We start from the raw sequence: 15,130 nt of genomic DNA, 5'->3' as shown, positions 1-15,130 counted from the left end.
CAGGAACTGTATCTGTCGCAAAGTTCCATGCAGTGGTTAAGTTCTCTTCTTTATACCATCCAGCAAAATTGTACCCTTCTTTTGTTGGTGGTACGGGAGCTGATATTTTAGAACCATATTCTGCTTTTTGTGAATTTACTGAACTTCCACCTTTACTATCAAAATGAATGTCATACTCATTCACTTGATACTGCGCCGTAACAGTTAAGTCGTCAGTAATATTTGTGAATCCTTTGTCCCACCCTGTAAATGTATGCCCTATTCTTGTTGGATTTTCTGGTGCTGTGGCATTGGACCCATGTTGGACGGTTTCTGTCTTCAATACTGTACCATCTGGATTTTTGAATGTTACTGTATATTCTTTAATTGTCCACTTTGCATAAAGAGTTATACCATTTACAGGAACTGTATCTGTCGCAAAGTTCCATGCAGTGGTTAAGTTCTCTTCTTTATACCATCCAGCAAAATTGTACCCTTCTTTTGTTGGTGGTACGGGAGCTGATATTTTAGAACCATAGTCTGCTTTTTGTGAACTTACTGAACTTCCACCTTTACTATCAAAATGAATGTCATACTCATTCACTTGATACTGCGCCGTAACAGTTAAGTCGTCAGTAATATTTGTGAATCCTTTGTCCCAACCTGTAAATGTATGCCCTATTCTTGTTGGATTTTCTGGTGCTGTGGCATTGGACCCATGTTGGACGGTTTCTGTCTTCAATACTGTACCATCTGGATTTTTGAATGTTACTGTATATTCGTTCACTTTCCATTTTGCGTACAAAGTTACATTTGATGTAATTGAAAAAGTGTCTCCCACACTATAGCTAATTCCACTTCCATTTGATTCCGTATTCCAACCTTCAAATGTGTAGCCTGTCCGTTGTAGAGCACCAGTATTACCCAAAACTGTTACTTTAGTATTCTGTTCATAAACATTACTATCAATAGGAACATTACCACTAGTATGATTATTTCCATTGTAGAGTATCTTGTAAGTTGGTATATCTACTATTGTTATTACTAGGGATTGCGACTTCCCTGCACTAAAAATAAAATTTAATGTTGTTGTTCCTGCTTGTAATGTTGCAAGATATTCTTTTTTTATAGTGACTGTACTACCTGATAATGTATAGTCAGTACCTTTAGTAAGTGTCGTTCCGTTATTCGATATGTTCGTCAGTGAATTACCATTCAACTCCATTTCGACTACCACATCGGCTTGTTTCGTAACATTCTTATTAAAGCTACTAGTACTAGGGTTTATAGTACTATCTTGTATTGTTTGATTCCTTAAAATCCAAGTATCATAATCTGTTCTACCTGTGATTTCAATATCATTTATTAATAATGACATTTTCCCATCAATATCTCTGAAACGAAATTTTGCCCCATAAGTTTCATTTAATTGTTTATCTATGATTTGTAAATTCCCTTTTAAACTACCATCAATATTATATTCTTCATTATAATAATTCTTTGTGCCACTATTTAAATCAATATAGGACGAGAAAAGATAAAATCCACCTTCTGTAACTACCGGCTCTTCAATTTCCCCCCAAGAATGAAGGGTTCTAATAACTTTCTCATCTAAATGTACCGATCCATCATCATTATAAATTTTTAACGCTAGGCTTCTAGTATTTGTATCAGCCCCCATCTTCTTTCTATACGCAGTTAAAAACTTTCCATTTGGTAGGGCTACTAGTTGATGAATCCCATCCGCACCATTTTCACCAACACTTGAAATAGTAAACATATTTTGCCCCCCAACTTGAATTGGCGCTTGAGAATTATTTTCAAAAATCATCCCAATATAGTTAGGACTAGAATAATTTTTTAACATTATCATGAATCTACCATTTTCATTAGCTGCAATTTTATGAGTATACTGTGATCCAGCAATACCAACTAAAGAGGTAATAGAAATTTGTTTAGCATCGATTGGTGTACCATCAGTTGTAAACCTTCTTAGAGCATAATTACTTCCATCAGTCGCCCAAACAAAAGCTAAATTACCGTTTGAAAGCTGCGCAACTTCAGTAAATCTATTAAGTTCTCCTTGTTGTGAATTTATTTTTGTCGTTGGAACAATTTCAATACCATTTATATCAATTATCTTAAAAAAACAATCTGTTGTTAAGATATTATTCAATGACTGGTTGTACCAATAAACAAGTATATAACCGTTTGCAAGTAACTTTTTAAAAACTTTGGTGCTATCAGTTTTCTTGTCAATTACATAGTTAATAGGATTTGTGACTACATTTCCTGCTTTGTCAACAATGGAATGATAATATTGACCTGTTGTAAGATCAGCCCATCCAACAAGTAATTTATCCCCTATTACAATCGGTGCATCATAAATAATAGAATCCATTGAATTTGTTTCAATATCAACTCGAACAGGGTTTATATCGTCGTTTGCAAAGCTAACAACTGGAATAATAAATAAACTTAATGTAAAGATACATATTAACGTTAGAGTATTGAATTGTTTGTAACTAGCTTTATTTATATGCTTAAGTTTTTGTATTTTTCTCCTCACTCTTTAACACCCCCTATAAAAGTAAATAATTATTATATATACCTTATTTATTAAAAATAGGTTAAATAATTACAAATTAATTATATATACCTAATTAAGTATAGTTATAAAGTACCACAATAAGTGCAAGTATGGTGGAAATTCAAGATGGAAGTTTTCTAGTTAAATTAAAGTTTCAATCAATAGTTTTACTGTGAAGTTATACACCTTGCTTTATTTTTCATTACAAAATCTAGAATAGATGATTTAGAGCAATATGATTTTGAAATGTTGGGTGGACAAGAAAAAATTAAAGCTTACAAAGCTAGTTGAGGTTGCCATTTACTGATAAAGCAGGTTGTAGAGACAAATGCGTGTATTGGGTTTCATACATCATTTGGATGAGAGTTTTCTAGATAATAAAAAAGGCTGAGCATGTGGATTGCGTCCAATGCTAAGCCTCATTTTCTATCGAATTGAAAACACTTTCGTTACACCATTCTTTAATTTTGAACCAGATTTTGCTTTAACTGCATCTGTAATATGCAATGTATAGGTTTCGCCCGATACATAACCGGATGCTGGTGCGCTGAGGTAGATTTTTGAACCCTCTACTTTTGTTGCAACAGCTGCTTTTTGGCCTTCTTTATTTGTTACGTAGATTGTTGTAGGTGTTACAGTAGATGCATCAATTTCCGTGCTAAACGAAATTGTCCATTGTTTTGTTGGTTCATACGTTGGTCCTACATTTGCCTTGCCAATTGAATAATATGCCCAACTGTCATCGTTTGTCGCATAAAATCCGTTGTCATTTTTCCCTGGATAAACTCTGTCATAATTCCCAGATACTTCACCGACTTTATCTCCTGATTCACGTTCGTAAACCGCTAACCTATCTTTAGAAGTAACTGCAATATACTTTTCTGAAATATTATGCACATCACCAGAAGCTTGAATGGAATGTGAAATATAACCTGCATCATCTAGTATATGCACTTTTTCACCATCCGAAATGGCATTTGCTTCTGAATTATAATCAGGTAAACTTTCTTCGCTAATATTATATTTCGTTAATTTTAATGTATTTAAATCCAATCGGTAGCTTGGTCCAAAAGATCCTCGTATAAAGGCGTAATCATCTGTTGCCAGTAAATATGAACCTTCAATCGTTTGGGTACCTAAAACACTACCATATTTATCGAATTTAACTACCATACGTTCATTCTCTGTTAACTCGGCAATATCAAAATCTTTATATTCATAAAGGTATGACACTTCCGAATAAACACCGTGTTCAAAACCATAAGCGGAGAAGTTAAAGTTCGTGCGAATCGGATTAGGATCTTTTCCATAAAGATTTATCTTATGGTAATATAAATGTCCAGCATCAGTGCGACCTATAGGATAAAAATCAAACTCCTTATCGCGATAAATTTCGAGCTCTATTCCTTCAGGTGAAAAAACAAAAAGGTCATTAGAAGATGCAGTACCTTTTGTTTGACGAAGGTTATTCAAAAGAATATTGTCCCCATCTTGATGGAGACTAAAAGATGAATAAATGTACTCGTCTTCTGGTCGTACAAAAGCATTTTCAATCCAAATCTTTGTTAGGTCCTCATTATAAACCATTAAAATATTTGGCTCCACAAAAACTGGTACAAACACTTTTCCTGCCTTGTCTTTGAAAATTCTGATGGCTCCGTAGTTATCAAAGGTGTGCTTCTTTAATACTTGTCCATCTTCACTAAACTTTACAATAGAACGTTTTCTATCTTTCTCGTGAACTAGCGCAATTGTTTCATTACTACTCGTAGTCATTGCCTCTATTAATCGACCATTCGTTCCATCCCACAACTTTTGAACCAAATCAACTTCGCTAGCACTAACATTGTTTGTAAAAGGTGCACAACCAATAAAAATTAACAAGGCTAATACTATTTTTATGTATTTCACAATAATATTTCCCCCTTATGTAATTAATACCCATTATACCATTATAACAATATTTACTCATGTAATAATTCACTTTATTAAATCACTAAAGTATTTGTTGTATAACCAAAAAGAATTAGACTCAATAAAAACGAGAACAATCTATCACATAAGATCGTTCTCGTTTCTTTTTTTTCAGAGACGCTTCCATTTTGCCCTTTATTCAACTATAAATTTTACCATCGTTGTTTCTTTTAGTTTTTTTTAGTATTTGAGAGAATTTTTATGGTTTACGATAAGCCAATAATTGCCTGAGTCTAAATTATGACTAGGTTTTAGATATATAGTTTTTAAAACCTTACTAAGTGAATACTCTACATCAATATTCTCAAGCAATCCGCTACCTTTAACAATAGAAACGGTGTGATTTGTAATGCTCTCTATATTTACTGGCTGATTAAAAGTAATTGCCCATTCCTTTTTTGGGTCATTGATTCTAACAACTTCCCTCGGCTCACCTCTTAACACATTTAAAGCTTCAAAAGGTTGAACGAATTCATGTCCATACTCCTCATCTTTCCCGGGATTTCCTAAATCTTTTGTGAATGGTAAAAGTGAATCCACCGCATTTTCCTCAATAAATAACGTATGTAATGAAGCTAACACCCCCGCAAAATATGGACTTGCAAATGATGTGCCTTTTACAGTAATAAATGGTTCTACAAAACTATTATTATATGTATTGATATGTACTGCGGGTGCGACAAAATCGACGTATGGGTTATAGGATGAAAAACTCGCTCTTTTTTCTTGTTCATCAATTGCACCAACACTAATTACATTTTTATATGACGCGGGATAGTAATTTTGTCTTTTACCACTATTTCCAGAAGAACTAATCACGATAATACCAGCCTCAATAGCGGATTGGATTGCTTTTTCTTCTATTGGATTAGGTGAGGTTGCGCCAAAACTCATATTAATAATATCTACCTGTTGCTCAATTGCATAATCAATTGCCTTCACTACATTTGATACACTTAAACTACCACTTGCTGTTGCAGCTTTTATAGGCATGATGTTCACAGGTAAATCACCCGCAATAACACATATATTCTATAAAGCGTGTATGTTTAATTTTTTTCATAGTCTTAGACAGTATTATTAACATTTAAGTTACCCTTTTTACAGCTACTGCATCATGTAACTACGTCAAGAGTTTGGGCACAAAAAGATTAGTTTTTTTTTGCACAACAACAACTCAAAAAGTGCTACTACACACATGTTGACTTGCCTTTAGAAAAGAATTTCATTTGAGAACCTTAGTATGTATGAACATTTACTTACCCTCAGGAATCTGTAATATTTTTTTGCTATTTTGATAAACTTTTATAACTGTGGGTGTTGTTTTATCCACGGTTGAGAAATCTGAATATAGCTTTTCTGCTAAAACTTTTGCATCTTCTTTACTTACATCTTTATGTAATTCCAAATGCCCAACGACATATTCGCTTTTATTAATTATTTCGTAATCATAATTAAACTTACTTACTTGAACGTTCTTAATCGTTGATTCAGTAATAATCTCATACTCTTGGATTATTTGTGTAACACTTATGATGTTATCAATCTTCTCTTTGGTTGCTTCATCCGGAATTTCCTTTCCTTTATCTTCTGAGCATGCTGTTACTAATGCAATTAACATTAATATTAAAGTAATACTTACTAATTTTTTCATGGTTACCCCCTTGCTAATTTTGAAAACCAAATTTCAGAGAATTTATATTATCCTTTGCTAACAATAAAAGTCCTACAAAATTAATTGCAGAACTTTTAGAAACTTTTATTTTATTCTATTCCAATTACCTCAAATTCTGTGCTCTCAACAGTGTCATTTAACTTACCATTTTTCAATTCATAATCTGCGACAGTTTGTGAAGGTAATGGTTTCCCTGGTGTGTATAAAGCAACATCTACAAATTTGTATACACTTCCGGCTACTACAACATATGTCGGTTTTGTTGATCTAAGTGAAGATTTAAGAAATATTTTCACTTCTCTTTTTTGCATTTTACCAAGTTCAGCATATGACTTTACTAACTTGTTATCAACATAAAATCCGTCTGTTGGATTGCCCGGTGAAGCTTGTGTTACATTAGTCGGAATTATCATTACTAGTCCTAATAATAGAATAGACGATAATAATAAACTTTTAATTTTTCTCACCTTTATAAAACTCCTCTCATTGATTCCTAAGTTTAATTATACTGGATTAATTTGCATTAACCAATACCATTTTTTCACAGAATAGTAATTTTTCCAATAATCATTATTTAAATAATAGTCTAAATAATCCTAAAAAAACGGAATTAAATATATGGAAATTGGTTATGGTAACTATATAAGCCTTATTTAATACTCAATTAGTTTCTGTGCATTACTCTGGATGTAATATAGAGTTATAGACACACTCACGCTAAGTCAGTAAAATAACTTATATGAGAGGACGTGTCCGGCATGAATCAAAAAAAGTATAATCAAGAGTTCAAACAAACTGTGGTGGAGCTTTATCGCTCTGGCACACCGGTCAATCAGTTATCAAGCGAATATGGTGTATCGAAGTTACTATTTATAAATGGATTAAACTTCATTCTCCGATTGAAGGGACAAATGAGTTAACGGCAGCTGAAGTCGCTGCCATCCAGAAGGAAAATCTACGTTTGAAACAAGAGGTAGAAATCCTAAAAAAGGCTATGACCATATTCGCGCAAAAATAGACGACCAAGAACTCATCGATCACATTGAAAAGGAAAGCGCGCATCAGCCTGTTCAGCTGATGTGTCAGGTATTAAAGATGCCTAAAAGTACATATTATCAATCGTTTCATAAGAAGCCAAACAGCTATCATGTCGCCAATGAGAAGCTTTTAGTACGCATTCGGGAAATCCACACAGACAGTGGTGGACGATACGGAGCACCGAAAATCTTTGCCATCTTAAAGCAAGAAGGTTATACAGGCAGTATTGATCGCGTACAGCGTATTATGAAACATGCAGGCATCCGTTCGAACATCGTAAAAAAGTATAAACCGGCTTCATCTAGCACCCCAGTGGAAGAACGTGAAAACGTACTCGAACAAGATTTCACAACCGAAACCATCAATGAAAAATGGGTGGCTGACATTACGTATATCCATACCGTTCAGGACGGCTGGTGCTATTTGGCGTCGGTACAAGATTTACATACAAAAAAGATAGTAGGCTTTAAGTTTGGGCGCCGTATGACGGTGGACCTTGTTTTAGACGCGCTCGAAAACGCCGTGATGGCCCAGCAGCCCGCACCAGGCTTGATTTTGCATACAGATCTAGGAACGCAATATACAAGCGAAGATTTTCGTAAAAAGCTCGAGCACTATGGCATCACACCTTCTTACAGTCGAAAAGGGTGTCCGTACGATAATGCGTGCATTGAATCGTTCCATGCGACGTTGAAAAAAGAAGAAGTCTACCGTACACGCTACGCCAATTTTGAAACCGCTCGAATTGCACTGTTCCGCTACATCGAAGGTTGGTACAACCGAAAACGAATTCATGGCAGTATTGGCTATTTATCACCAGATGTTTTTGAAAAAATCTGTCGTGCTGCAGCGTAAACGGGGATGATGGAGATTCCCTCCCCAACATTTTTGTTCGGCAACATCCGTATCTTTTTCGCTCTACATCCCAAGTAGGCGGTCAAAGGCTCTTTTCACTGTGACGGGCTACTTGGGGTGTGGAACAATCCATTTGGGATGTTGCCCAAGAAAAAACTTAGGCAGATTGTGTCCAAAAACTTGACGTAGATCCAGTTCACCAATTTCAACTTGAATGACCAAATAGTAGTTACCTTCTGCATCTGTATAGTTAGCACACTCTGTTTGAATTGGATCTTCAAGATGCTCTAGGAAAAATGGCGGTACTAGCTGTTCGTCAATCTCTTCTTTGTAAAAACTATTGCTCTCGTATCCAATTTCTGAGATGGGAACATAGTAACCATACTTTTGAAACAATACTTCTGAAATCCGTAAGATTGTATTCATGTGCATCACCTACATATAGCCTTTCTCTTTTAATGATAAAAATGAATGAGAAGACAAAATGACATGGTCAAGAACATCAATGCCAAGTATTTTCCCTGCTTCTACTAATCTTTCAGTCACTTCAATGTCTTCTGGTGATGGTGTTACATCATTGGAAGGATGGTTATGCCCTACTACGCAGCTTGCACAATTTGCTAAAATTAAAGCTTTCATGACATCTCTCGGATGCACAATCGATGCGTTGATTGAGCCAGTGTGAACGACTTGTAACACTTGTGGCTCATTTTTCGTTGACATTCCTAGCACCACAAAGCGCTCTCTGTCGCTATCTCCGATGAAGTCACGAATGATGTTTGCGGCATCTTCTGGTGAGCGAACACGTTTGCCACTGAACAGCTGCGATCCCTTTCTTTCTAGTACGACATCGACTAGCTGAATGCGTTTTGCTGGTTGTTTCTTTTGATTTTTTTCCATGATGTTTCCTCCTTAAAATGAAAATAGCCCTTCATTCCATTTGGAATGAAAGGCTGTAATTGATATTTCAAGGATATAATATATGATTAAATGTACGGTTGTTACGGCTATGATTGTACAGACAGCATCTTACCAAACTTACATTTGTCAATTAGTAGTAATTAATATGTGTGAGTAATTACATTTGTATTTCCAGCATAACTTCCACCAATAATAACCATTTTAAATTTATACGTTATACCATGAACTAGTCCATCAATTCTTACACCATTATGAGTTTCATCTAATATTGTAACTCCAGTTTGGAAGCTACCATTTTTATAAATAGAGATAATATTAGACTCAGTCCAAGTGCTTCCATTATCAGTTGATTGCATCACTACAATACTAGTTGCATCTGGTTTTGCATTAAAGGCGAATGTTAAAACACCATCACCTTTATATCCCGACAATGTAAAATCTTGTATTTCTGGTTCGCTATTCTCGTCTTATCCTTCTATCTATTTCGGTTTATAACGAGCCTTCACCGTGCAGGCGTCTTTCAACGCACACGGCGATCTATCAGTACATATTTTACTATAATTTCATTTCTTTATTAATTAAGGCCTAAGAATTTATATATTTATTAAATACCAAATATTTACATAGTAATTAATACCCATATGAAAATCAAAAATATAGAGCCAATCGATTAATCTGATTGGCTCTATTAATTTGTATGCTTAAGCTTAAATTTGGGGAAATAAGCTTTATTAGAATATATACTACTGACTGGGTTCCTTCGTTCCTGCTAGTTTTCCCCTTCTCGCATGTTACCATGCAAGTCCAAACGGCTAGCGATCGACACTACTATGAACCCGCCGCCATCTTACTAGCTTCACTGGTGCTAACTCACCTATTCTAGCAAGACTTCAAACGTTCCATTACTTCTATCCCTTGTTTTGATGACCTTAGGTCTCCACTATTCAGGAATGAGAACGACTGGTTTAACAGCCTGAATTGTTCCAATCGCCAATTATATTATCTCAAATATAAGGATGAATGCCAACCTGCTAGCTTATGTCTTAGCACTCACTACCTCACCCTGCCTACATGGATTCGTCTGCCTGACCATAGTCACCTTTTAAAGAGCCCCGCCTCGATTCTTCGAGTACGACTTCACCTGACTTCACCCCTTTGGCTTGTTAGAGCCTCACTGGATGCAGGAGGATTAGGCACATGATAAAAAGGCTGTTATCACGATTAGGAATTTCACCTAATAAGTGGAAGTAATAGTTAGAAAAACACCTCATGAAAATCAAACTTGTCTAAGCTATCACATCATGAGGTGTCATTTCCACTTCTTTCACTAGATTACTAGTTTATGAAGTAACGTTTCGTTTAATTATTCAGCAGAACGTGTATCTTCAATAACTGCAGTACCATCTGCATACATAGCAATTTTAACTTTTTTACCAGTACCATCTAATGTGATTTTGTACGGTAGAGATTTATTGCCATTTTGTTTAACTTTTTTCCAGTCTGCAGCACTTAATAAACCATTTGAAACTGTTAGTTCACCAGTAGCATCATCAACTGAAATCTTTGAAGTATCAAAATTTACATCATACGTACTATCAATATAAGCTTTCACTTCTGCTAAAGTAGATGGTGTTTGTGCACTACTTTGTCCTACTAAACCAAATACTAAGAATCTAGCATTATCTGTAGTTAAACCATTAACTGTTGCTGTTTGAGCACTGTTTGCTGGAGCTGTTTGAGCAGCAGTTGCGTCAGCTACTAATTTGAAGTTTTTCATATCAATTGTGTATTGTGTTTGACCAATAGTTACTGTAACTTCACCAATTAATAGATTCGCTGTACCTGGATTTAATACATCTACAGTATTTGCAGCTTGAGTCGCTGATGCAACAACATCTGAATTTGATGAGATGAATTTAACTGAATCAACTATTAAAGTATTAGTTTGGTCAGCAATAGTATAAGTGTTATCACCTAAAGTTGCAGATAATTTACCAGCAAGTTCATCGAATAAATCTCCATCTTTATCAGCATCTGTGATAGATGTAGATGTGAATTCTAACGTTGGTTTAGGAGTAGTATCAACTACTTCAACTGTCTTAGTATCTACTAACACATTACCAACATAGGCTTCTACAGTATAAGTACCAACTTTAGCAAATTCACTTGCAGCAATTGTACCATCTGCACCAATATTAGTTTGTCCAGATTTCACTTCTACGCCTTCAGAATCTTTAACTACAAATCTTGAATTTCCAACAGCAGCCCCAGCTTGTACTCCATTAGCATCAACTGGAATAATAGCAGGTGTCATTGAAGAAGGAGTTTTTGGATTTGCAGTATTTGATGAATTCACATCTAATTTAGCCGCAAATTCTTTAACTGCATATGCATCAACATTACCAGCTTCTGTAATTACAACATTAACAGTAGTTTTTACAGTATCTGATACTTTAAATTCAATTGTTGCAGTACCAGCTTTCGCATCAGCTTTTGGTGAAATTGAGAATGTACCGTCTTGATTGTCAGCGACAGTAATTAATTTATCACCAGTTTTAACTGTAGCTGTTACAGCATCTGATGTTTCTAAATCATGTTGATCTTTTACAGTAACTTCAATCACTTCAGGTGATGTAGCTTTATTAGATAATGTTACTGAAGTTTTATCTGTTTCGATAGTTGTAGCCTCAGAAGATGCTAAAACCTCTAATTCCACAGTTTTTGTAACTGAACCTACAGTAACTTTAACAGCAAATTTACCAGCTTTAATTGGTGTAATTAAACCAGTACTTGCATCAACAACTGCAACATCTAAATCTAATGATTCAAATTTAGCTGCAGAAGTATAATCAACATCATTACCAAATTGATTTTGTCCTAAAACATGAATATATGCAGAAGCATTATCTTTAGAAACTCTTAATTCTTGTTTATAATTAGCTGCACCGAATCCAGGATTTAAAGCTTGTGCACCAATAGTTACTTCATCAAGTGACTTGGCAGAAGCTTCTTCAACTTTTACAGTAATACGATTTGATTTTAATTCTGTGCCATCTTCTTTAGTCACTACAACATATACGAAAGCTGATCCTGTGCTTGAAGTTGTAATAGCACCTGTACTTGAGTTAACAATTGCACTAGTTGATTGGAATTCAACATTTTCCACGTCTGCAGTAATATCTAAGCCATTCTCATCTAGAACTTTATAGCTTACTTTTGCATTAGCAGCATCTTTTGCAAATGCTTGAGTTTCTTTAACTTCAATTGTTGTAGGAACCCCAACAACAAATGTAAATTCTGAGCTACCCGCATCTTTAACTGCAACTGTGTATGTTGCATCTTCAGTTAATGCATCATAGAAAGTAACAGTAGCAGATTTGCCATCTTCAGCTAATTCTACAGATTTTACTAATTGTTTAACGTTTGCTTCTTTATTTGTAACAGTTACATCAGCTTTAGCAAGTTCTTCTACTTCTTGGTTGAATGTTACTTTCACAGATGTAGGGTTAATCGCACATGCTGAATTAGTGCCACTTCTAAAACTCTGTAGATAACGAAAAAAGCTGATAGGAGACATCAAAATCATTTCCGTATCAGCCGTTGTGAAGTTTTAATTTAAACTGTCATAATTATGCTTTCGTTTTATATGCTTGCTTCTTATGTCGAGGGTTTTCAGGATAGAGTAGTTCTAATTTATTTGCTTGAAGTAATGGTGTAATATATCTTTTTCTTAGACTGTCGGAATCTCGATTTAATAGTTCAGATAACTCTTTTATGGTCAAATACTGATTTAAGCATAGTTTTAAAATAATGGCCTCCATTTTTTCGTAATTCAAGCGCATCTTATTTCTTGCGGGTTCTGCAATTAATTGTAAATGTTCCATTACCTCATCTTGTTCCTCTGTGTTGCCCTTCTCCGCTTTAAGTCTACTCGTTTCCTTGTTAAGAATTAGCATCCCATCATTAAGGTCGTTATTTTTCTCGTTAGGACCTATCATTTTTTCATTAGGACCTATGTTTTTCTTGTTAAGACCTATCATTTCACCTTTAAGACCGGTCTTTTCCTGAAGTAGATTCTTTTTTTCCTCAACAGATCTAGCATCAGCGTCTTCTATTCCAAGTTCTGCTAATGATTTTTTATATTTGAACTCTAAAAATTCGACTCGCTCATCTTCATTATTAAAATTAAAGAAATCAGATAGAACATACCTTGTTCCTCTACCATAGCCTTCAGGTACTAAAAACTCTTCATCAACTAAGGTACTTAGAACTTTTAGTATTTCCTGCGAATGTTTATTTGTTAAAGATTGTAGACGTGTATTCGTGATGCTTTTTTCTTCGTAAGCAATTACTAATGCTAAAACCTCATCAGAAGATAAGGTTTTATATCTAGACCCTAGCTTAAATTCTAGCAATTCTAAAACATCTTTTGGTAGCAACATATCTGGGAAGAGTAGCAGTGTCACTTTTTCTGGTTGAAATTCTTCTTCGAGTGCTGGTTTTCGCCAATGTTGTTGCTTCCATGTACTATGAATACTTTCTAAACCATAGCCTGAACGTTCTCCCAAACCTAATTGTGCAAACATCCTAAAAATAATTGGATTTCGAGGATCTGTATGTCCTCCAGCTATAGCTTTCTCTACAGAAATTCGTAAAGTACCGGGGTTTGAAAATTTAAAAACATTTTTCTCTTTTTCAATTAAAATATTTCCTTGCACATGATAATCTGCATGAATCAACGTGTTTAAAACGGCTTCTCGCAATGCCTTATGAACACGAGTGTCAGACTGTCTCATTAATTCATCTCCTTCGATTAAAAAGGGAACATTAATATCAGCAGTTAGACGACCAATCACTTTAAAGTAGAAATCATATAGATTTCCTGACCAATTGCCATCTTGAGATGTAATACGATGTGACCAACGTTGATCAGGTATAGTAGAAATTTTTTCACGATAATCTAGGAAGTAGTGTGGAAAATATTCGGTAATTGCAGTTTCCTTTCCAAACATTAACAAACCTGCAACTGTTAAACCTTCTTTATTTTCTTTTCGGTCTTTTTTCCAACCACCTAATAAACGTAGAAACTCTTTATCATCTACCTCGTTCCAATGATTATCCGGTTTCAACGTTGCGAATCGTTGTCGATAACTTTTAAATGAGGTTTTATCCAAATCGTCCATTGTGTAATTTTCAAGAATATAACTATCTTGAGCAGCGGATGTTTTTTCAGCAATCATCCGATTTACTTCGTTCTCAGAACAACGATAATCTCCCTCATAGTTTCTACGATATGTTCCGATATAAGGGTTTTGGCCCTGATAAACAGGCTTTTGCTCTCTTGTCGCTCGTGGCACAACGATTTTCAATATCGTTGCGTCACCCATTTGTACTGGTGTAACATCTTCATTGTTTAATATATTCCAACTAATTTTTTGAGGATTATTAATATTATCCCAAAAATCCTTCATCAACTTATTGGTGTCTACATTTTGTGGAGTAAAGATCCCTGTTTTTCTATCTTCTCTTACTCCTAATAAAATAATACCGCCGTTTGTATTAGCAAAAGCTGAATAAGTAGACCACATATCTTTCGGTAAACCACCCTCTGCTTGCTTACATTCTAGTTCCGTAGTTTCCCCTTCATCGATTAATTGCCAAATTTCTTCTTCGGTCATGTTTACACCACCTCTTCGTTTGTTGGTATCCCTATTATATATTGAAAATCTAATACAATCACTAGTATCGCATTTTTAGACAAAGTGTTTCCTTTGTCAGCTGAATTAAACCTAACTGTATTTACATAATAGTTCGAAATGTAGTTGTTTTAAAAATATTCCATTTAAATGGTTAATTGTTAATATTTTTGGAAAAAATGTCCTTTAGACCATGTAGAAAGGTGGGTAGGATTTTAATTATTTCACTATTTTAAAAGGAGGATAAAAATGAGTAGTAACAATGAACGAACAGTAGCTCTTGGGAATCGATTAAAGGAGTTACGCAACAAGCACAACTTAACCATTACTGGATTGGCGGAGGTTTTAGGAATTTCTCATAGTTATGTAGGGTTTTTAGAGAAAGGAACAAGGAAAGTTTAG

The 15,130-nt window shown here is 34.9% G+C and carries 11 protein-coding genes and 1 pseudogene; 2 read left to right on the top strand and 10 right to left on the bottom strand.

The features are described 5' to 3' along the window. The 5 genes from CRO00_RS20055 to CRO00_RS00930 form a co-directional block, all read right to left on the bottom strand. The coding region (locus tag CRO00_RS20055; RefSeq protein ID WP_202615597.1) for an InlB B-repeat-containing protein at positions 1-2,548 on the bottom strand (2,548 nt) is incomplete at its 3' end. 447 nt (positions 2,549-2,995) lie between these two features. Beyond that, entirely contained in the window at positions 2,996-4,480 is a 1,485-nt protein-coding gene (locus CRO00_RS00945; RefSeq protein WP_097071779.1) for an Ig-like domain-containing domain, read from the bottom strand. Positions 4,481-4,723: 243 nt separating this feature from the next. Then, a complete protein-coding gene (locus CRO00_RS00940) occupies positions 4,724-5,536 on the bottom strand; it encodes a S8 family peptidase (protein WP_237658310.1) in 813 nt (270 codons plus the stop codon). A 262-nt stretch (positions 5,537-5,798) separates the two neighbouring features. After that, a complete protein-coding gene (locus tag CRO00_RS00935; RefSeq protein ID WP_097071777.1) occupies positions 5,799-6,197 on the bottom strand; it encodes a hypothetical protein in 399 nt (132 codons plus the stop codon). 110 nt (positions 6,198-6,307) lie between these two features. Next, positions 6,308-6,685 carry a hypothetical protein gene (locus tag CRO00_RS00930; protein WP_097071776.1) on the bottom strand — a complete coding sequence of 126 codons (378 nt, stop codon included), beginning with the start codon at positions 6,683-6,685 and terminating at the stop codon, positions 6,308-6,310. 291 nt (positions 6,686-6,976) lie between these two features. On the opposite strand from CRO00_RS00930, the pseudogene CRO00_RS00925 reads away from it, so the two are divergent. After that, positions 6,977-8,111: pseudogene (locus tag CRO00_RS00925) on the top strand (IS3 family transposase). Between the two features lie 108 nt (positions 8,112-8,219). Here the strand turns inward: CRO00_RS00925 and CRO00_RS00920 are convergent. From CRO00_RS00920 to CRO00_RS00900, 5 genes are all read right to left on the bottom strand, one after another. Continuing rightward, positions 8,220-8,537, bottom strand: a complete 318-nt coding sequence (locus CRO00_RS00920) for a hypothetical protein (RefSeq protein ID WP_097071775.1) — start codon at positions 8,535-8,537, stop codon at positions 8,220-8,222. 9 nt (positions 8,538-8,546) lie between these two features. Continuing rightward, positions 8,547-9,011 (bottom strand): JAB domain-containing protein, encoded by a 465-nt coding sequence (locus tag CRO00_RS00915; RefSeq protein ID WP_097071774.1) that lies wholly within the window; start codon positions 9,009-9,011, stop codon positions 8,547-8,549. A 161-nt stretch (positions 9,012-9,172) separates the two neighbouring features. After that, complete coding sequence (locus tag CRO00_RS00910; protein ID WP_097071773.1) at positions 9,173-9,463, bottom strand: hypothetical protein; 291 nt, start codon at positions 9,461-9,463, stop codon at positions 9,173-9,175. Between the two features lie 932 nt (positions 9,464-10,395). Continuing rightward, positions 10,396-12,528, bottom strand: coding sequence for an Ig-like domain-containing protein (locus CRO00_RS00905; RefSeq protein WP_097071772.1), 2,133 nt, complete (start codon positions 12,526-12,528; stop codon positions 10,396-10,398). Between the two features lie 133 nt (positions 12,529-12,661). Next, entirely contained in the window at positions 12,662-14,710 is a 2,049-nt protein-coding gene (locus CRO00_RS00900; protein ID WP_097071771.1) for an RNA-binding domain-containing protein, read from the bottom strand. A gap of 267 nt (positions 14,711-14,977) precedes the next feature. On the opposite strand from CRO00_RS00900, the gene CRO00_RS00895 reads away from it, so the two are divergent. Further along, positions 14,978-15,130: a helix-turn-helix domain-containing protein gene (locus CRO00_RS00895; protein ID WP_097071770.1), complete on the top strand. Its 153-nt coding sequence runs from the start codon at positions 14,978-14,980 to the stop codon at positions 15,128-15,130.

The organism is Ureibacillus xyleni (assembly GCF_900217795.1).
Lineage (GTDB): Bacteria > Bacillota > Bacilli > Bacillales_A > Planococcaceae > Ureibacillus > Ureibacillus xyleni.
The sequence above is the reverse complement of the archived record's forward strand: the minus strand, read 5'-3'. Positions and strand labels throughout refer to the sequence as shown.